We start from the raw sequence: 19,676 nt of genomic DNA on the forward strand, positions 1-19,676 counted from the left end.
CTCATCACCTGCTCACTGGTACTGCGGCACGGGCCGCCACGGCTCACGACGTGTCGCGCACACCTGTGCCGTCCCGGCGCAGACGTATACGCAGCGTTTATGCCAGCCAATCACACTGTGTATTTCCGCCCGTCTCGCGGCCTCCCTAGCATCAGCGCACAGAGTCGCACAAGGAGGCGTGATGAGGTTTGCCCGCCACCGGACGCAGCGGGGCCCACGGCTCGCCGTCCTGGATGCCGAGGACCATCTGGTCGATCTACCCGCGCACAGTGAGCTGCCGACCTTGCTCGCCGAGGACGGTCGCCTGGCTGACACGGCAGCCACCGCCCTGCGGACCAGGCGCTGGGTCACCCCCCTGACCACAGCCGACCTGATGGCCCCGCTGGATCCGCCCACCGTACGGGACTTCTCGACATTCCCCGAACACACCGCCGGCATCCTGAAAACCCTGGATCCGTCCGGGGGCATCCCCCCGGAGTTCTGGGAGATACCGACGTTCTACTTCTCCAACCCGTACGCGACGATCGGTCCGCACGACGACGTGCCTGTACCTCCCGGGGCGGAGCGGTTCGACTACGAGTTGGAGGTGGCGGCCGTCGTCGGAGCGGCCGGCAGTGACCTGAGTGTCGAAGAGGCCACGTCGCACATCGCCGGTTTCGTGGTGATGAACGACTTCTCGGCGCGGGACGTGCAGTTCCACGAAATGCGGATGCGGCTCGGTCCGGCCAAGGGCAAGGACACCGCCACGGCGCTCGGCGGCTTCTTCGTCACCGCCGATGAACTGCGAGGACGACGCTCAGGAGCGTCGTTCGACCTGACCATGGAGGTTCGCGTCAACGGCGAACTCCTCGGCAGCGACCGACTGGACACCATGGCCTGGAGCTTCGAAGCCCTCGCCGCCTACGCCTCGCGGGGCACGTGGATCCGCCGGGGAGACCTGCTGGGGTCCGGCACCTGCCCAGGCGGATGCCTGGCGGAGATGTGGGGTCGGCACGGTGATGACTTCCACCGGCCCCTTCAGCCGGGTGACACCGTCACCACCAGCGTCGAGCTGCTCGGTGACACCCGGAGCCGCGTCGTCGCCGGCACCAAGCCCCACGACATTCAGCCCTGGAGCCGACCGTGAGCACGTTCAAGGTGCTCGTCACCGACCATGCCTGGCCGACACTGGACGTCGAGACTGGCGTACTCGCCCCGGTGGACGCCGAACTGATCGTCGCCGAAACCGGTGAGAGCGCGGAACTGGTCCGCTTGGCCAAGGATGCCGACGCGATCCTGACCTGCTTCGCGAAGGTGTCCCAGGAGGTCCTGGACGCCGCGCCGAACTGCCGCACGGTAGCCCGCTACGGCGTGGGCGTGGACAACATCGACGTCGGCCACGCGACACGGCTCGGCATGATCGTCAGCAACGTCCCGGACTACTGCTCCGAGGAAGTCGCGGACCACGCCCTGCTGCTGCTCCTGGCCCTGTCCAGGCGTCTTCTCCCCCTGGCACGGCAGATCAGCGACGGTGAATGGGACGGGAGCGCCGTACCGGCTCCGACGCGGCTGCGGGGCAAGGTTCTCGGCCTGGTCGGCCTGGGCACCATAGGGCGGGCCCTGATCCCCCGCGCGCAGGCACTCGGCATGGACGTGGTGGCCCTGCGGCGGCGATCAGGCGGGGTCCCCGATGGCGTGCGCAACGCCTCCTGTCTGGAGGAGCTGTTGCGTGAGGCTGACGTGGTCTCGCTGCACTGTCCGCTTACCGAGGACACACGGGGCCTGATCGGTGCCGCCGAACTCGCCGCGATGAAGCCGACGGCCGTCCTGCTGAACACCGCGCGGGGACCGCTGGTGGACACCCAGGCGCTGGTCTCGGCCCTGGACCGTGGCGGCATCGCCGGTGCCGGCCTCGATGTCACCGATCCCGAACCACTGCCCATGGACCATCCGCTGCGCCGCCGCGACAACGTGGTGGTCACCCCGCACGTCGCCTTCTCGTCCGACGGCTCCCTGGCCGAGCTGGCGAGGAAGGCGGCCACCAACGCGGCCGATGTGCTGCTCGGGCGCACACCCGCGACCGTCGTCAACCCCGCGGTCCTGGACAGTCCCGCACTGCGCACGGCCCTGGAGAACCGTTCATGACCGTCCAGAGCACCAGCGCCGAACAAGTGACGGCACTCGCCGAACACCTCGTGCGTCGCGGTCTCGCCGCTGCGGACTGCGCCCTGACCATCCGGCCGGACCCACTCCGCCCAGATGCTGACGAAGAACGAGTTCTACCAGCACAACCGGCTGGACGGTGAAAGCGACGAGGACTTCTTCCGACGCAACTACACCTTCATGGAGAAGCGGGCCGAGGAGGGCGTCCCCTTCCTGTGGGCCGGCCTGCATTCCTCCCTCGCCGGTGCCGACGACCCCGTCCTGCTGCCCCCGCTCGGCAACCAGCCCGACTGGGAGCTGGAGATCGCCGGCGTCATCGGCAGGACCGCGCGCTACGCCACCGTCGAGGAGGCCAAGAGCCTGATCGCCGGGTACACCATGGTCAACGACCTCGGCACCGTCGACCTCTTCCGCCGCACCGACATCCCCTGGGGCTACGACTGGATCGCCAAGCACCAGCCCACCTTCAAGCCCGCCGGCCCCTTCGTCGTACCCGCCGCCTTCGTGCACATCGACGACACCGTGCGCATCACCCTGAGCGTCAACGGTGAAGTGATGCAGGACTGGCCCGTCAACGACTGGATCTTCGACATGGCCACCCTCGTCGCCTACGCCTCCGAACGCGTCCGGCTGCTCCCCGGAGACCTCCTCCTGGCCGGCTCCCCGCCCGGCAACGGCATGCACCACGGCGGCCTCTTCCTCAAGGACGGCGACGTCATCGACAGCTCCATCACCTACCTCGGACGCCAGCGCAACACCTGCGTCACCGAAGACATCGGCGACCGCACCCCGGCAATCGGCCACTAGCCCGCGCCGTAAGAAGGAAGCAGGGCTTGCTCCCGCTCCGACAAACACTGTGAGTCTCTACCTGGCTGGTCCGGGACCGGCTGGCAGGGTTGACGTCGGTCGCCTCGTCGCTGTCGTGACTCGTGACAACAATGGCCCCAGAGGTGCCTTGCCGATGAACTGTCCAACAGCTGCGGACGGCCGGCGCCGACCCGGCCCACCTCGGTGGCCTGATGAGAAGCCTGCCCGGCCCCCGAGGAGCCGTGGCCCATCACAGTTCTGCCTCGAGGTGACCTCTCCCGGGCACGGCGTCGGTCCGCAGCGACCGTGATCACCGTCTTCCGGAGAGGAATCCCGATCGCGTGTACGACCCGGTGAGCACGGTGCATCGTGAAAGCTGCACGTCAGATGGTCTGGTGTGCGTAGGCGTCGGGAGGCTCGGGCAGGTCCAAAGCGGTAGTCCACCGACAAGGTCGTCCGTCAGCGGGCGACCTTCCGGTTCGTCAGCACCAGCAGGGCCCGCACCAGCGCGGTCGCCCGCCTCGGATCGGTGCGGGCCTTGCCGAGGACACGCCAGTTCTTGAGATGGGCGAAGCCGTGCTCGACCGGGGCCCGCACCGCGGCCAACGCCTTGTTGGACAGCTTCTGACCACAGATCAGGGACCGGTTGCGGGCGGCCTTGCGGCCGGCGATCACCGCCCGGGTCGGCGTCCGGGCCGGCATCGTCGAGCCCGACGAACCCCAGGTCGGCGATCGCGCCAGGACCGGCCGCCCGCAGGTGAGCGATCAGTTTGTCGTGCCGGCAGGCGGTGATCTCCGAGGATCGTCCAGGCCGCACCGCGGAGACCCATACCAGTCGGCCGTGGTCGTCGATGAGAGCAATCAGGAGCAGACCGTGGCAGCCGACCTGCCAACGGATATAGGCGGGGGTCGGTCACGGGCGCAGCCGAACCCGGCAGACCGCCGGAACCGGACCTGCCCGATGATCTACGGCACAGACATCAGCCGCATACCGGCACGAGTCCCCGAATCGTCACTCACACCAGACCCGTGACCTGCGATTTCACGATGCACACCACTCAATGGGGCGCCGGCGTTCGGCGTGCGCAGCCGGGAACGACCTGTTCGGCTCAGCGGCGCCTGCAGGGCAGGTACATGGGTTCACCTCCACGCCCGAGCGACCTCATCGGCCCGTCCCTCACACGCCCCGCCAGGGCCCAAGACGTCAGTCACGGGACCAGGCACAGGCCGGACCGGCGCGTTCGACGGACCCCGCAGCCATTCGCCGGGAAGCCCAGCACGATCTGCGATGCCTGCAGCGTCATCTCGCGCGGGCAGACGGCCACTCCCCAACCGGTAGGGCAGCCCAAGCCCTTCGCTGCGGACTGCACTGAATCCGGTCTCATCCGGTGTTGATCGGACCTGGGTTCGCCGGTCCCGTCCACACACCCCATCACGGGCGCGCGGCAGCGCCCCGCGTATCACCCCTCGGAACCATAACTCACTCTTTCGACTTTGTCGCCTGATAAAGTCTATCGAACGGACGCTCCCTGCATCCTCTGCCGCTCCGTGCACCCCCGCCCCTGCCCACAGGGGATTCGCGCGGCCCCTCCTACGAAAGGACCGCCCCATGCGTGTGTTCACAAACGAACCGGTCGAGAGGATGGACCGGCCCTACGCCCGGCGCTGGTGGGCTCTCCTCGTGCTCTGCCTGAGCCTGCTGATGATCGTGATGGCCAACACCGCCCTCACGGTCGCGGCTCCCTCCATGACCCAGGACCTCGGCCTGTCCAGCACGGACCTGCAGTGGGTGATTGACGGCTACACCATCCCCTACGCCGCCCTGATGCTGCTGTTCGCCGCGATCGGCGACAAGTGCAGCCGGCGCGGCGCGCTCGTTCTCGGGCTCGTCCTGTTCGGCGGCGGTGCGATATGGGGTTCACTCGTCGACAGCGGGGCCGAAGTCATCGCCACCCGTGCCGTAATGGGTGTCGGCGCGGCGCTCATCATGCCCGCCACGCTCTCCCTCCTCGCCGCGACCTTCCCGCGCGCCGAGCGGGCCAAGGCGATCACCTTGTGGTCGGGCACGGCCGGTATCGCCATCGCCGCCGGACCGCTGATCGCGGGCATGCTGCTGGAGAGCTTCAGCTGGCAGTCCACCTTCCTGATCAACGTTCCCGTGGTCGTCCTCGCCATCGTCGGCGCCTTCGTCCTGGTACCGCCGTCCAAGGCCACGCACGCGCCGCGGATCGACTACGTCGGTGGACTGCTGTCGGTGGGGTGGATCGCCGCGCTCGTCTTCACGCTCATCGAGGCCCCGCACGGCTGGGACGCCAAGTCGGTCACCGGCACGGTCGTCGCGGTCCTGGGGCTCGTGGCGTTCGTCCTCTGGGAGCTGTACCACCCGCACCCCCTGCTCGACCTGCGCCACTTCGCGAACCGCGCGTTCACGGGTGCCAACATCGCCGTCGTGCTGTTCTTCCTGGCCGTCTTCGGCGCCTTCTACTACGTCACCCAGCACCTCCAGTTCGTGCTGGCCCACGACGCGTTGGAGACCGGCCTGCGCATGCTGCCGCTCGCCGGCGCGGTCTTCGCCGGCTCCGTGCTGACCGGCTACCTCACCCCGCGCTTCGGCAGGAGGGCGTCCATCGTCGCGGGCATGGTCGGCGGCACGGCTGCACTCGCGCTGCTCACCCAGATCGACAAGTCGTCGTCGTACGGCGATTTCGTGGCACCCCTCATCACGCTCGGGCTCGCGATGGGCCTGGCGCTCGCGCCCTGCACGGACGCGATCATGGGCACGTTCCCGGAAGAGGAACTGGGCGTGGGCAGCGCGGTCAACGACACCTCCACGGAGCTGGGCGGGGCGATCGGCATCGCCATCCTCGGTTCGCTGCTGTCGACCTCGTACTCGTCGGGCCTGTCGGACGCGACCGCGGACAGCAAACTCACGGCCGACGCGCTGAGCCATGCGCAGGACTCGGTGGCCGCCGGGTACGGGGTCGCCCAGGAGATCGGCGACCAGGCACGCCGGCTCGCCGAACAGGCGGCGCAGGCGACCGACCCGCAGCAGGCCGCACAGCTCCAGGAGCAGGCGAGCCAACTCACCAACGGCGCCCACCGGATGGCGGAGGCGGTCGGCTCTTCGTTCGCGGACGCGGTGGCTCACACCAGCCTGGTGGGCGCGGTGATCCTGGGGCTGGGGTCGGTGTCCGTGGCCTTCTTGCTCCCCGGTAAGGGCCGTGGTGCGAAAGCGAGGGCGGAGGATCCGACCAAGGCCGAAGAGGCGATCAAGACCTCGGTAGCCCTGGAGAAGGAGCCCGAGATCGCACGTACGAGTTCGTGATCCCCGCCATGTTCTTCGCGTCCCCGCCGACCAGCACCTCACCGGTCGCACACCCCGCGCCTCGGGCTGACCCCGGGGCGCGAGATACACCCGCCGCCCACCACAGCAGGAGACGGGGCCGATGACCGCCGACACCGCCACCCGGCACAAGAGCGCGTGCATCCTGTACGAGAACAACCGCGGCATCCAGACCGACGCCCGCCGCTTCGCCGAGATCCGCGGCGCCGAGGAACACGTCGCCGCCGCCGGCTACACCCTGATCGGACGCACCGTGCTCGGCAGACAGGTTGTACAGCCGGAACCGCTGTTGCGGCGCTGAGTGATGCCTCTGGCCGGCCCAGGAGTCATCCGGTGCTCAGGCCCTGGGGCGCGGGCGGGGCCGGTTCGCGCACGGCCAGGTAGACCGCGTGCACCGCGAGTACGCGCTCGATCTCGTCGATGATCGGCGCGAAGAACTGCTGTCGATGGTCCGCGTCCGTCATCGAAGTGACCGCGAAGTACATGCTGCCGAACGCGGCGAGGAGTGTGGCGTTCCGCAACATCGCGACGGGGATCACGGGGGAAAAGGCAGACATCTGCGGTTTTTCGCCGATCCACTGTTGCGCTGTCTCGGGCGTGACCACCAGCACGCCCAGGGCGAGGAAGAAGGTGAACAGCGTCAGGCCGACCACCGCCGCCTGCACGAGCTGGCGGCTGGCCAGCATCAGCAGCAGGTTGCGTTCCTGCCGTGGGGTCAGCGGCATTGCAGGCAGTTGACCGTCGGGCGCCAGCTGCTCGACCCGCACACCGGCCAAGGGAGTGTCCCGGCACGCCGCCGCGAGCGTGGGCCGGCTGAGGTCCTGCTCGACCCGGCTGATCTCGTCACGCAGGCGGGCAGCGGCGGCAAGCACGGTGATCGCGGCGAACAGCACGACGACGAGTACGACCCGCCACCACGCCAGCCGGTTCATGGCCTGCCACAACTCGCCGGTGAAGAACAGGAAGAGCGTGACGAAGAGCAACGCGGGCAGCGCCCGGCCCAGCAGGTGCACGCTGTTCCGCAGGTCGAAGACCGAGTGGCGGACCGCCCGACGCAGCAGTGTGCCGAGACCGTAGGTGGTGGCCAGAAGTGTGGCGACGAACGCGGCGGCGAAGAAGATCACGAAACCCAGCAGCCCGACCACGTTGCCGCCCGGCGGTGTGACGGCTCCGTCGACGGCGAGCTGCAACAGAGGTACGGCGACGGGCATCGTGGCGTACGCGGCGAGGAACGCGATGGCGGCTCTGCGCGAGAAACGGGGAAGCCGCCGGACGAGAACGGTACTTGTGCCCCACGCGGCCAGCGTCATCACGGCGACGCCACCGAGGAGGATCCACCCGTGCGAGCCCGCGGATCTGAGCGGGACGAGCCAGGCCAGGCTGGCCAGCGCCACGAAGGCCAGCGACGGCAGCATGCGGGGGAGCACGTGATCGACGAAGCCGTACCCCTCGATCATCGTGGGTGCACCCCGCCGGACAAGCCAGCCTTCGGTTCGGCGTATCACCGCCTGCGGCACCGTGAACGGCATGACTGACCGGCCCTTTGCTCAGCATGGATGAACGATCCGAACATCAACTCGACCGCACCTTATGCCAAGACTCGTGACCAACTGGGAGAGGCACCGGTTCGAGTCAGCGACGACGGGTACCTCGCGCTGCGCGAAGCCGGCTTGGCTCATGTGGCGGCGTCGGCCTGGCGGGATGCCATCCAGGCGAGCGGACGCATGGCGGAGCCGCTCCTCGGCCGCGCGGAAAGCAGCCGTCCCCCGGTCGGTCTGCAGACCGGCGAGCCGACGCAGCCTCACGGTGCCGTACCGGCCTGTCATCGCGTCCTCGCGCCGCAGACCGCGGGTGTCGAGGGTCCTCCAGGGGAGGCATTCACACCGAACCTGCGCCCCGGGCATCCGCGCCCGCGGCGCACGTTCGCGTCAGGCCCAGCAGCCGTTCACGGTCGCGGCAAGGCCGTCCACCGCGTCCCTGATGGCGCTGCTTTGGCTGTGGAGCCGTTCTCCACGGGCGAGCTCAGGCGGTGCTCGTAGCCCTTCTCCGTGAGCAGATCGCGGCCGAGGCCGGCCACCTCGTTGCCGCGAGCACGGCAGAGACCGACCCCCGCGACCTCAGCCGCAGAAGGAGTGCCGGAAACGTGACCTGATCGAACGATTCATTCACTGGACTAAGTCGCTATGATGTTTTCATGGCTCACGTATCCGCGGCAGAGCGCCGTCCTCAGCTGATCAAGGCCGCCATCGCCCTCATGACGAGGGAGGGCGTGGCCGCCGGAAGCACCCGTGCCATCGCGGCCGAGCTGGGCGTGGCCCAGGCAACGGTGCACTACACCTTCGGCACCAAGGAAGACCTGTACCGGGCCGTCATGGAGCAGCTCACCCATGATCTGATCGCACAGGTCGAACGGGCGGCGCCCGCGGACGCCGGCTTCGAGGAGACGGTCGCGGCACTCGCCGCCGCCCTGTGGCAGACCCTGCGCGAGCAGCCGACCACCCACCAGCTGCTCACCGAACTGTCCATGCTCGCGCTCCGGACACCACGGCTGCAGGAGGCCCTCGAGGGCCACTACCGCGAGGTGACGGCCGTGACGACGAAGCTGGTGACCGAGGCGGCCGAGCGCACCCGTCACCAGCTCGCCCAGCCGGCCGAGACCCTCGCCCGGTTCTTCCTGGCCGGCTTCGACGGCCTCTCGGTGCAGCATCTCTCACTGCCCGACGAAGAGGCCGAGCTCACCTGTCTGCAGGCCCTGGTCTCCGCCGTCGTCGCTCTCGCCGGAGGCCGAATGGAGCTCGTGCCCCTGCCGAAGAGCTGACAGCAGGGCGGAACGGGCCGGCCTCGCCCTTGTCGCCGTTACCCGGCGATGAGCCGCGGACGTCGGCCGGCCGGAGGGTGCCTGGTCCGCGGTGCGGGGCCGGTCGTAGACCTCCGGTCCGGCGCGTCATCTCTTCGCCGGAGGAGCGTCTGCGCCCCGTGGCCAAGGCAACCGGTCCTCAGCGCACAGGCAGCCGCTGCCCCTGACATCGGACAGGGGCAGCGGCTGTTCCGCGCGGTCGGGACGACGTCTTCAGGCCGTCGGCACGCGTCCGGGCTGCGGTTCGTTGGTGGCCTCGCCACTGGCCACCGTCATCCTCAGCAGGGGCAGCGAGGCGAGGAAGGTGCCGATCGCCAGGACGGGGCTCAGTACGCCGGCCCCGGCACCGTCGAGAATGGCGCCGACGGCCAACGGTCCGACACCGGTGCCCAGCGCGCCCGCGCCGCTGAGGGAGGCCACCAGGCGTCCGGTCGGGTCGATGAGTGCCGCGGCGGCGAGCATCTGCACCAGGACGGCCAGTTGGCAGGCCTGCCAGAGGACGGCCGCGACGGTGAAGAGCACGGGGTCGTGGGTGAAGATCAGGACCGCCATCGCGAGGGCCTGCGCCGCGACGAAGACGGCCATCGACCGCATACGCCCGAAGCGCCGCGCGGCAATGGGTCCCACCACCGCGCCGACGAGTGCCACGACGCTGGAGACCGCGAGGACGGCCGACACGGCGGAGTGGGACATACCGGTGTGCTGGCGGCCCAGGACCGAGGCGTACGACCACGCGCCCTGGGTGACGGCCCACAGGAGCCCGGTGCCGGCGAGCAGCACGACCGACGGTCTCGCCGGGGCCGCCCCTCGCGTACCGGCGGAGGCGGCGCCCGGCGCCGTGGGACCGGCGGGGCCGTCGGGGAGTCGGCGCAGCAGCGGCCAGGCGAACAGACAGCACAGCGCCATGAGGAGGAAGCCGGTGCCCTCCCCGAGGTCGTGGTTGGCCGCGGGGACGCCCATGATCAGCAGCGCCGTCACTGCGACCACGCCGCAGATGGTGACGGCGGAGGCCTTGTCGGCGTCGTCGGTGGCGGCGAGCGCGGCCGTGGCCGCTGCGTAGACCGCGCCGAGCCCCGCGCCGATGACCAGGTTGGCCAGGACCAGGGTCACCGGGCCGGTGGCCGCCGTCGCTCCCAGGAAACCGGCTCCCGCGAGCGCCAGACCGAAGCGCGTCATCAGCACCCGCCCCGGTCGTGCGGCCCGCTTGGCCAGCAGAAGGGTGACGACGGCGGTCGCCATCAGCTGGGTCGCGGCCACGAGCCCCGCAGCGGAGTCCGACAGCGCGAAGCGCGTCGCGAAGTCGTCGACGAAGACGGGCATCACGTTCGCTCCGCCGTTGCCGAGGGTGACTCCGGCGATGAGCGCCACCGCCACGCCGAAGGTCAGGGCGGAGCCGCTGCGCGCGTTCACCGGCCGCTCCTCTGCGAGGAGTTGGGGACTGCGACCGTTCCCCGGCGGGGTGCCGAGTGTGCGACAAGCATGAGGGCCTCACGAGTTCAGGAGGGGCGGGAGACGTTGCGAAGGAGACAGGGCCACGAACGTTGGGGGGAGTGGGTGTCCGTGGCCCTGTCGGTCAGCGGGGTCGGCGGGGGGGGGGGGGGGGGGGGGGGGGGGGGGGCGCCGCCGGGGGGGGGGGGGGGGGGGGGGGGGGGGGGGGGGCCCCCCCCCCCCCCCACACCGGGTGGTCAGCCGGCCCAGACGTCCTCGACGTAAGTGCCGGACTCGATCAGGGCGTTCAGCCAGGCGCTCGCCTCGTCATCACCGCTGCCCGTGCGGTCGCGGTAGATCGCCCTGAACGCCTCCCGCACGGCGGGGGCCATGCGGCGGCCGTCGCCGCAGATGTAGACGCGTCCGCCGGCTTCCAGTACCGCCCAGACCTCGTCGCTCTCCTTGGCGATGCGGTCCTGGACGAAGCGGGCACCGTCCTCGGGGGCGCAGGAGAAGGTGGGCCGCATGCTGACGGCTCCGGCGGCCTCGGCCGCCTCGAACTCCGCGCGGTGCAGGTAGTCGACGTCGGGGTGGTCGCAGCCGAAGTAGCACAGCAGCGTTCCGGTCGAGCGGGTGTGGTGACGGTCGAGGACCGCGCCTCGGAAGGGCGCCAGACCGGTGCCCGCGCTGACCAGGATCACGGGTACGGAGTCGTCCTCGGGCAGACGGAAGTCCTCACTGCAGGGCAGCACCCGGGCCTGGACGGTGTCGCCCGGGTGCACGGTCTGCAGGTAGTGCGAGCCGATGCCGCGGAAGATGCCCTCACCGCAGCGGTGGGGCGCGGCAAGCAGCGAGACCATCAGGTCGACCTCGCCGGGAGAGGCTGCGGCGGCGGAGGAGATCGAGTAGTGGCGCGGGCGCAGCACGGGCAGCAGCTCCAGGAAGACCTCGAAGGGCAGTTCGCAGGCGCGGTAGCGCTCCAGCAGGTCCAGGAGGCTGTGTCCGGAGGCGGTGACCTGCGCGTGGAAGGTGTCCGCGTCGGCCGCGGCGAGTTCGGCCAGGGGGCGCTTCTCGGGCGGGCAGGCGGTGTGCTCGGCGAGCACGGCGACCTGCTCCTGGGTGGCGGGGTCCTGGAGTTCGACGAAGTCGGTGAGCAGGCGGCGCAGGCTCAGCGGCCGGTCGACGGGCAGGGCGCTCCGGCTGCGGCGGCGGGCACGCAGCCGTACGGTGCGGTCCAGGTCGAGGCCGAAGCGGTCGGCCACCCGCTGGACGAGGTTGTGCGGGTTGCTCGGCAGGACGGCGATGTGGTCTCCGGTGCGGTAGGTGACGCCCTCGGGCAGCCGCAGCTTGAGGAAGCGCTTGGAGCGGCCCAGCTCATGCTCCATGTCGACCAGTTCGTAGGCGTCGAGGACCTCCATCGGCTGCACGCCGTGGCGTGCCGCGAGCCCGCCGATGACCGAGTCGGTGGTGTCCTGAAGCTCGTACAGGCCCGTCTCCTGGTCGGCGGCCGACTCGGCCTTCTCCGCTTCCGCGGCGGCTCCGTACCGCTCCAGCAGGGCGGTCCACAACTCGCCGGTCCAGCGGTCGACGGTGCCGGCGAAGTCACCGGCGGCGTCCGCGGCGCCGCGCTCCAGCAGTGAGGTGGCGCCCGCCGCGGCAAGCCGCTCGTCGATGAGGGTGGGGACACGCTGGTAGGTGGCGGCCCAGTTGCGGTCGCCGACACCGAGTACGGCGTACTGCAGGCCGTCGAGCGCACCGGGCTCCAGCCCCTCCAGCCAGGCGACGAACTCCGTGGCGTCGTCGGTGGGGCGGCCGTTGTAGGAAGCCGCCACGATCACCACCGGCCCGCCACCCGCGGAAAGCTTGCCCACGGTGTCGTTGAGGGACGCAACAGACGGGGTGAACCCGCGCTCGTCGCCGTCCTCGGCCAGGTCGCCGGCGATGCCCGCGCAGGTGCCCAGGTTGGAGCCGTGCAGCAGGGTCAGCGCGGTCCCCGTGGCACGCCGGACGGCGGGCCGGTCGGCGGGAGCGCTGCCCGCGGCGAGGGCCGCGGCGGCGGGCAGGCGCCGCTCGCCGCTGGTGCGCCGGGCCAGGTTCAGGGTGAACTCGTCGGGCTTGAGGGTGAGCGACTGCTTGATCTTCAGCTGGTAGTTGGTGTGGTCGATCAGGCGGTAGCGGTGGATGACCAGCGCGAGGACCAGGGTGGCCTCGTGCAGCGCGAACTGGCGGCCGATGCAGGCGCGTTCGCCGCTGCCGAACGGCTTGAACAGATGGACGGGCCGCTGCTCCTCCCGCTCGGGCAGGAACCGGTCGGGGTCGAACAGCTCGACGTTCTCGCCCCAGGCGGGGTCGCGGTGCAGCTGCGGGATGAGGATCTGGATCGACTCGCCCTTGCGCACGGCGTACTTCCCGCCGATGACCGTGTCCTCGATCGGCTCCACCGCGAAGGCGGGCGCCGTCGGCCACAGCCGCAGGCCCTCGTTGAGCACCTGGCGGATGTACGTCAGCTTGCCGATGTCCCCGTAGTCCGGCTCGGGAGCGTCCGAGTCCCCCCACAGGGCGTCGACCTCGGCCTGGGCACGGGCCAGGACCTCGGGGTGCTTGGTCAGGTAGTAGAGGGCGAACGACAGGGCGCCACTGGTGGTCTCGTGGCCGGCGATGAGGAACGTGATCGCCTGGTAGCGGATGTTGACGTCGTCCAGGGGCTCGCCCGTCACCGCGTCACGGGTGTGCAGCATCCGCCCGAGCAGGTCGTCGGTGCTGGTGTCGCCGGACGCCCGGCGCTGCCGGATCACATCGTCGACCAGGCCCTCCATCAAGGCCACGTCCTCGCGGAACTGCTCCGCCTCCTTCCACTTGAACAACTCCGCGCCGGGAATGGACTCCCCCTTGTCCTGGGCGAAGGCGAGCGCCCGCGACAGGGCGGTGATGAAGGGGTGCGGCTCGTCACGGTTGAAGGACTCGAAGTCGTAGCCGAAGCCGCACAGGCCGATCGTGTCGAGGGTCAGCCGGGTCATGTCGTCGGCGACGTTCACAGCCTCCGCGCCGGCGGCCTGGTCCCACTTCCCGATGAGCTCGCGGGCGACCTGGAGCATCGTCGCGTGGTAGCCGCGCATCGCGCCGAGCGAGAACGCCGGCATCAGGACGTCGTGCGCCTTGCGCCAGTTGGGCTCGTCGTTGAAGGCGGTGAAGAGCCCGTCCCCACCGATCCCCCGGAGGATCACCAGGTCGGGGTGAACGTTCTTGCGGAACCGGCTCTCGTCCGCCAGCTCGGTGACCAGGTCGAGGCCCGAGGCGAAGTTGATCTCGTTGCCGAAGACACGGAGCTTGAACAGCGGCCCCAGCTCCTTGGCCTCCTTCATCACATAGAGCAGGCCGTCGGCGCCGCTGGGGATGTCGAACGCGTGGCCGACCAGGGGCAGGGCGGGACGCTGGGGAATCGGTTCGGTTCCACGCAGGGTCTCGTGAGTCATGAGCTTGCCTTTCGTTCCGCACAGGCTGTCGCTGGGCAGAACCATACACACGACATTGTCGTCCGACAATGTCGCTCGATTGTGGCACCTGACACAGTCAATTGAGGGAACGTTCGGAGGACTTGAGACGTCAGGCCGGACCAAGGCCGGGGGAAACACCTCTCCACCCACCGGCCCGCCACAGGGCACGAAGGCCCTCCCGCGACTCCACCGTCGCCGGAGGGCCTTCTCAGACCTTTGCCGGACCACGTCGAGTCCGGACCCGTTCGATCGAGCCGTGGCCCTGGGCCGGGGTCAGCGGGCATCAGGGGGTGAGCACAGACCGGATCGGGCCGCCGATCTTCTTCTCCAGCCGGGTGACGGCGTCGGCGGCCTCGGCCGGCGGGAGGCGTGCAGCGACGGACGGGGCCAGATCGATCCGTCCGGCGCAGGCCAGGCCGATGAGCAGTTCCACGTGCTCGAACCCGGAGCCGCGGTGGCCGCGGATCTGGCTGCCCCGGCGACTGAACCCGGTGCCGTCATGGACGACGATCGACTCCGGAGTGAGCCCTGCGAGAACCGGGATTCCGCCGGCCCCCAGCGCGGCAGCCGCCTGAGCGCGAGCGGCCGGCACGCCGGCGAAGTGGGTGGGGCGCGGCGGTCGCAGGCTGAACGCCGCCGTGGGCCGGTGTCGCGCGGTCCCACTCGCCCGGAACCCGTACTGACGATCGCGATGGGTCATGCCGCTGAACGGCCGCCTGTCCACGACCAGTTCGACGGGCACCGAGTATGCGGTGCTGGTGTCCCCGCCGCCGGAGCCTGGCCCGCCGGTGTCCGGGACATATCGGCTCGGCCGGTGACGCCGGCAGCAAGCAGCACGAGTCAGGTGGCTGGTGCCCACTTTCGGTGCAGGTGGGTGTGGTGACCCAGGCGGTGAGGCGGTGAGGCAGGACAGCCGGCCAACTCCCTGGGACGGTACGGGGCTCTATCGCGCCTGAGGGCAGGCGTGCGCCGACAGGGCCGTCGGTGCGAGAGCCGATCGGCCTCCCCGGTATCGGGGAGGCGCGGACGCAGGTGGTCGCCTCGCTGGATGCCGACGTCCGGCGGCTCGCCGGTGACGCTCCGGCTTGCCTGGAAGGGGAAGCGTTCACGTAAACGAGTCGACCAACTCAATCAAAGGACATTGTCGAATGACAATGTCGGCTGTATGTTGGCTTCATGCCGCCGCGTCCTGCGGGCACAAAGGCAGACCCGTGATCACCAAGGCCTGCCTTCCCCAGTGCGCTACCGGGGTCATGGCGACCTCGCGGCCCTGCCCATCGACATCCAAGAAATCGAGGTCACACCATGCCCACCATGCTCGCCGGACGTCTCCACCTGGACACTCAGACGTTTGCAGTGGAGGAGGTGGCCATCCCCGTTCCCGGCCCTGGAGAGGTGCTGGTCGAAGTCAGGGCCGCCGGAGTCTGTTTGTCCGACGTCCACTTGATCGACGGCAGCCTCAGCTCGTCCTTCCCTGTCGACGAGGTGGTCCGCTCGCGTGCGGTCACCCTCGGGCACGAGGTCGCGGGCGTTGTCCACACCCTCGGCCCGGACCTGATGGGGGATTGGGCCCCCGGCATGCGTGTCGCCCTGCAGGCTGGGCAGGCGTGCGGCCAGTGCGACGACTGCATGCGGCGCTCATCGTGTCGGATGCCGCTGACCCGCGGAGTCGACTACGACGGCGGCTGGGCCGAGTACGCGATCGCCCGCGAGGACACGCTCGCCCCGATCCCCGACCACTTGCCGTTCGACCAGGCCGCGATCATCCCCGACGCGGTCTCCACCCCCTACGCCGCGATTGTCGAGACGGGTGCTGTCCGCCCGGCGCAGGCCGTCGGCATCTGGGGTGCGGGCGGCCTGGGCGCGCACGGCATCCGGCTCGCCCGCCTGGCCGGGGCGACCCCCGTCATCGCCATCGACCCGCTGCCGAAGGCCCGCGAGCGCGCCCTCGCCTTCGGCGCCGACTTCGCGCTCGACCCTGCCGCGGCGGACTTCGCCGCTGCTGTGGACCTCGCCACTGGTGGCCGTGGCCTGGACGCCGCCTTCGACTTCGCCGGCGTCCCCGTGGTCCGTGAGCAGGCCGCGGCCGTCCTGGGCCCCGGCGGGGTGCTGGTACTGGCTGGACTCACCCCCAAGCCCCTCACCGTCACCGACAGCACAGAGTTCTGCTTCCGCGGCAACCAGATCCGTGGCCACTACGGCTCCGGACCTGAACACGTGACCCAGCTCATCGGCCTGGCTTCCGCCGGCCGGCTCGACCTGGCCCCCTCCATCACCGCCCACATCCCGCTGGCCGAAGCCGCCGACGCCGTCAGCCGGCTGGAGAAGAAGATCGGCGACCCGATCCGGTTCGTGCTCACCCCTTGAGCGTCTGCCCTACGTGCTGAGCGGGGGCCCGGACGATCGGAGCACAGGATCGGTGGTGCCCAGAGCTCCACGTACCCAGTGCTCACCGCCATCCGATGGCTGCACGGATGAGCCGCAGGAGAGGAATGAGTCTGTGCCCGTTCCCTCCCCGGCGAGTGCCCGGATGGCGTCAGGCGGGTCGGCGATGGCGGACCAAGCCGCGCGCCGACGCCTCCTCAAGGTCCGGATTCGGCGCGCGTCTCAGCCCCTGTTGCCCCGGGGCCGCGGCTGAGCGGCTCGTGGCCCCGGACCGCGCCGGGACCGTTGGGGCGGGACCGGCGCGCAGGAGCCCGGCGGTGGCCTGGTGAGGTCATGTGCCGCCGCCGGGCACTCCTTTGCGACTCGCCGCACAGGCCGGATTCCCCTCCCGGCCACCTCCGGTCCGGCCGGGGTGTTCGGCTCCGGGACTCTGCCGATACTCCGTCGACTGGGCGGACCGCCACCGGCTCGCAGCCGGATCTGCATACGGCGCCGCGGAGAAACCGGGGTGGAGGCCGCTCCGGATCCTGCGGAGCTCGGTGGGAAATTCCTTCGCACCACCTTCAGGAGACCCAAAGAAAGGAAGCCTCGGCAAAGCCGTCCGCCGTCGGGTCGAGCGCGAGATCGGCACCGAAGGCGAGGGCCCGCTCCCGAGCCGTGGGCAGGGGGTCGACCGCGATGACCGGGGCTGCGCCGACCATACGGGCGAGCCGGATGCCGTGGGCACCGAGGCCGCCCACACCTCAGATCCCGACCGCCTGTGCCGGGCGTACCGCACCCGTGTCCACGATGGCGGCGTACGGGGCGGAGACGGCGTCGGGGATGATGGCGGCCTGGTCGAAGGAGAGGCCGTCCGGCAGGGCGATCAAGGTGTCCTCACGCGCCACGGCGCACTCGGCCCAGCCGTCGTCACAGTCCACACCGCGCGTCAGCGGCTGCCGACACGAGGCGCCACGCAGACAGCCGCCACACCCGCCGCACGCCTGCCCGGCCTGCAGCACCACCCGAGTACCGGGCTTCCATCCCCCGGCCACCTCCGGTCCCACGGCGTGGATGACGTCGACGACCTCATGGCCGAGCGTGACGGTGCGCGTCTTCGCGACGGCGTCGACGGGGAACGCGGGACTGATGCTGCCGTCGATCACAGGTGGACGTCGGACAGGCATACGCCCGCGGCCACCCCGACCAGCACCTCCCCCGGGCCGGGAGTGGGCACGGGGACCTCTTCGACGTGCCTGTCGGAGCCACGGAACGGTCGGCGCCGTCGCACGCGAGGCTCGGCGGCGCGTACCGCCGCCTCCTCGACGGCGGGGGAGCGAGCCCGTGGGGCCCGTCAGCGAGACATCGCCACCGTATCGGGTCACCTGACGACCGAATCATAGTTGGTCGATCGTCCAAGACGCCGGTTAGCATGGAGTGAGCATTTCACTCTTGATGAAACGGTGGACCGAATGTCTCGCATGGCAGCGAAGGATCGACGGGAAGAACTCATCGCCGCGGCGTTCCGTGTCATGGTCCGCGACGGAGTCGTCAAGACCACCACACGCGCTGTCGTGAACGAGGCGAAGATGCCGCTGGGCGTTTTTCACTACTGCTTCAACTCACGTGAGGAGCTCCTGCAGGAGGTCATCACCCGCATCACGGACAGCGGCGTGGCCAAGGCCCGGAAAGTGTTCGAAGGGGAGGGCGACCTCGGCGCACGCATCGCCAAGAGCCTCTACACCTTCTGGGAGGGGGTCGAGCTCAGCCCGGGAGAGCATCAGGTGGGGTACGAACTCACTCACTACGCGTTGCGCCAGGAGGGCTTTGAGGATCTGGCTCGCCGGCAGTACGCGCATTACCTGGAAGTCCACGAGCAGCTCCTGGCTGAAGCCGCCGAGAGCGCGGGCATCACGTGGACGGTGTCCCTTCCCGTTCTGGCCCGCTACCTCAACGCGGTGCTGGACGGCGTCACGCTGTGCTGGCTGGCCGACCGCAACAGCGAGAACACCCGTGAGGTGCTCCGCCTGACCGGCGAGCACCTCATGAGCCTCGCCGCCAAGGACGCGTGAGGTCAGGCGCCGGTGAGGGCACGCTCATAGACACTGGCCGCCCCCTCGTCGGACGGCGGCCACACCAGGAAGTCGGGGGGGTGCGGCGGCCGCAGCAGCCGTACCCACCCGACGTGGCTTCCTGGGATCAGCGCGTCATGTCAGTCGAACAGGTCGGGCTGGTCTGCGGTGATCTGGTCCCACAGGGGGCGGAACTGGAACCAGCCCGGCAGGGGGCCGGAGATCTGGTCGCGCACCGTCCGCGCCGTCTCGGGGTCGATGAGCTTCGGCTCACCGGCGGCCATGGCCAGCAACTGGGCCTGGCAGGAACGTTCCATGGTGATGAAGTACCAGGCCGCCTCGGCGACGGAGGACCCGACCGTCAGCAGCCCGTGGTTCTGCAGAACGACGGCCTTGCCCTCCCCCAGCGCCTCACCGATGCGCCGGCCTTCCTCGGTGTCGTTCACCACGCCGCGGTAGTCGGAGTAGATGCCGTGGTCCTCGTAGAAGGCGCAGGCGTCCTGGGTGATCGGCTCGAGCGGGACGCCGAGGCTGGAGAAGGCCTTGCCGTGCAGGGAGTGGGTGTGTGCGGCCGCGACCACGTCCGGCCGGGCCCGGTGCACCTCGGAGTGGATGCAGAACGCGGCGTTGTTGACCGGGCGCTTGCCCTGAAGGAGCTTGCCGTCATGGTCGACGAGGATCAGGTCGCGGACGCGGATCTGGCTGAACGACATCCCGAAGGGGTTGACCCAGAAGGCCGAGGGGTTCTCCGGGTCGCGGGCCGTGATGTGTCCGGCCACGCCCTCGGAGAACCCGAAGCGGGCGAACAGGCGGAAGGCGGCCGCGAGTTCCTGCTTGCGGACCTGACGCTCCTCCTCGACGCTCAGGTTCTGCGGGGGCAGCGGCAGGGTGACGCCCTCGGGCATGGCGCCGACGGACATGTGCGGGGCGGCTGCTGTCGTGGTCATCGGGATCTGGCCTTTCGTGATCGGGTGGGCGATGGCGCGGTTACTTGCCCCGGCGGCGCAGGCGGTTGCCGTACATGAGGTCCACCAGGCGCAGGATGGACCGGTAGGCCGAGGGGTCGAACGGGATCATGTGGAGGTCGCGGCGGGTCGGGAAGCGGTTCACGCTGACGGCCTGGAGCCTGGTGTACTTGCGGATTCCTTCGGCGCCGTGCCGTACGCCGA

Annotated in this window: 14 protein-coding genes and 2 pseudogenes; 8 read left to right on the top strand and 8 right to left on the bottom strand. The window is 70.1% G+C overall.

Annotated features, from left to right (window positions below):
• Positions 1-181: 181 nt before the first annotated feature.
• The 3 genes from ACIBTS_RS46410 to ACIBTS_RS46420 all read left to right on the top strand — a co-directional run bounded on the left by ACIBTS_RS46410 (position 182) and on the right by ACIBTS_RS46420 (position 2,949).
• The gene (locus tag ACIBTS_RS46410; RefSeq protein WP_399327577.1) at positions 182-1,126 is read left to right on the top strand and encodes a fumarylacetoacetate hydrolase family protein; all 945 of its coding nucleotides are present in this window, start codon (positions 182-184) and stop codon (positions 1,124-1,126) included.
• A complete protein-coding gene (locus ACIBTS_RS46415) occupies positions 1,123-2,124 on the top strand; it encodes a C-terminal binding protein (protein ID WP_399327579.1) in 1,002 nt (333 codons plus the stop codon). The genes ACIBTS_RS46410 and ACIBTS_RS46415 overlap by 4 nt, the downstream gene beginning before the upstream one ends.
• Before the next feature lie 114 nt (positions 2,125-2,238).
• Positions 2,239-2,949 carry a fumarylacetoacetate hydrolase family protein gene (locus ACIBTS_RS46420; protein ID WP_399327581.1) on the top strand — a complete coding sequence of 237 codons (711 nt, stop codon included), beginning with the start codon at positions 2,239-2,241 and terminating at the stop codon, positions 2,947-2,949.
• A 459-nt stretch (positions 2,950-3,408) separates the two neighbouring features.
• On the opposite strand, the gene ACIBTS_RS46425 is transcribed toward ACIBTS_RS46420, so the two are convergent.
• Positions 3,409-3,651 (bottom strand): transposase family protein, encoded by a 243-nt coding sequence (locus ACIBTS_RS46425; protein WP_399327583.1) that lies wholly within the window; start codon positions 3,649-3,651, stop codon positions 3,409-3,411.
• Positions 3,652-4,558: 907 nt separating this feature from the next.
• Here ACIBTS_RS46425 and ACIBTS_RS46430 point away from each other — a divergent pair.
• Both ACIBTS_RS46430 and ACIBTS_RS46435 read left to right on the top strand, forming a co-directional pair.
• Positions 4,559-6,274, top strand: a complete 1,716-nt coding sequence (locus ACIBTS_RS46430; RefSeq protein ID WP_399327585.1) for an MFS transporter — start codon at positions 4,559-4,561, stop codon at positions 6,272-6,274.
• A 121-nt stretch (positions 6,275-6,395) separates the two neighbouring features.
• The gene (locus tag ACIBTS_RS46435; protein ID WP_399327587.1) at positions 6,396-6,593 is read left to right on the top strand and encodes a hypothetical protein; all 198 of its coding nucleotides are present in this window, start codon (positions 6,396-6,398) and stop codon (positions 6,591-6,593) included.
• Positions 6,594-6,618: 25 nt separating this feature from the next.
• Here the strand turns inward: ACIBTS_RS46435 and ACIBTS_RS46440 are convergent, their stop codons facing one another.
• Complete coding sequence (locus ACIBTS_RS46440) at positions 6,619-7,749, bottom strand: hypothetical protein (RefSeq protein WP_399327588.1); 1,131 nt, start codon at positions 7,747-7,749, stop codon at positions 6,619-6,621.
• 737 nt (positions 7,750-8,486) lie between these two features.
• On the opposite strand from ACIBTS_RS46440, the gene ACIBTS_RS46445 reads away from it, so the two are divergent.
• On the top strand, positions 8,487-9,110 hold the full coding sequence (locus ACIBTS_RS46445; protein WP_399327590.1) for a TetR/AcrR family transcriptional regulator: 624 nt from the start codon (positions 8,487-8,489) through the stop codon (positions 9,108-9,110).
• A gap of 252 nt (positions 9,111-9,362) precedes the next feature.
• Here the strand turns inward: ACIBTS_RS46445 and ACIBTS_RS46450 are convergent, their stop codons facing one another.
• The 3 genes from ACIBTS_RS46450 to ACIBTS_RS46460 all read right to left on the bottom strand — a co-directional run bounded on the left by ACIBTS_RS46450 (position 9,363) and on the right by ACIBTS_RS46460 (position 14,813).
• Positions 9,363-10,559 carry an MFS transporter gene (locus ACIBTS_RS46450; protein ID WP_399327592.1) on the bottom strand — a complete coding sequence of 399 codons (1,197 nt, stop codon included), beginning with the start codon at positions 10,557-10,559 and terminating at the stop codon, positions 9,363-9,365.
• A gap of 275 nt (positions 10,560-10,834) precedes the next feature.
• Positions 10,835-14,050, bottom strand: coding sequence for a cytochrome P450 (locus ACIBTS_RS46455; RefSeq protein WP_399327594.1), 3,216 nt, complete (start codon positions 14,048-14,050; stop codon positions 10,835-10,837).
• A gap of 304 nt (positions 14,051-14,354) precedes the next feature.
• Positions 14,355-14,813, bottom strand: coding sequence for a hypothetical protein (locus tag ACIBTS_RS46460; RefSeq protein ID WP_399327596.1), 459 nt, complete (start codon positions 14,811-14,813; stop codon positions 14,355-14,357).
• Between the two features lie 563 nt (positions 14,814-15,376).
• Here ACIBTS_RS46460 and ACIBTS_RS46465 point away from each other — a divergent pair.
• Positions 15,377-16,438: a zinc-binding dehydrogenase gene (locus ACIBTS_RS46465; protein WP_399327598.1), complete on the top strand. Its 1,062-nt coding sequence runs from the start codon at positions 15,377-15,379 to the stop codon at positions 16,436-16,438.
• 629 nt (positions 16,439-17,067) lie between these two features.
• On the opposite strand, the pseudogene ACIBTS_RS46470 reads toward ACIBTS_RS46465, so the two are convergent.
• A pseudogene (locus tag ACIBTS_RS46470) lies at positions 17,068-17,726 on the bottom strand (alcohol dehydrogenase catalytic domain-containing protein); the annotation flags it as partial.
• Between the two features lie 190 nt (positions 17,727-17,916).
• Here ACIBTS_RS46470 and ACIBTS_RS46475 point away from each other — a divergent pair.
• Positions 17,917-18,507: a TetR/AcrR family transcriptional regulator gene (locus ACIBTS_RS46475; protein WP_399327600.1), complete on the top strand. Its 591-nt coding sequence runs from the start codon at positions 17,917-17,919 to the stop codon at positions 18,505-18,507.
• Positions 18,508-18,647: 140 nt separating this feature from the next.
• On the opposite strand, the gene ACIBTS_RS46480 is transcribed toward ACIBTS_RS46475, so the two are convergent.
• Together ACIBTS_RS46480 and ACIBTS_RS46485 are read right to left on the bottom strand one after the other, a co-directional pair.
• Entirely contained in the window at positions 18,648-19,454 is an 807-nt protein-coding gene (locus tag ACIBTS_RS46480) for a class II aldolase/adducin family protein (RefSeq protein ID WP_190154392.1), read from the bottom strand.
• 40 nt (positions 19,455-19,494) lie between these two features.
• Positions 19,495-19,676 (bottom strand): annotated as a pseudogene (locus ACIBTS_RS46485) (succinate-semialdehyde dehydrogenase); the annotation flags it as partial.

Source organism: Streptomyces sp. NPDC050121, from assembly GCF_044460385.1.
GTDB lineage: Bacteria > Actinomycetota > Actinomycetes > Streptomycetales > Streptomycetaceae > Streptomyces > Streptomyces soliscabiei.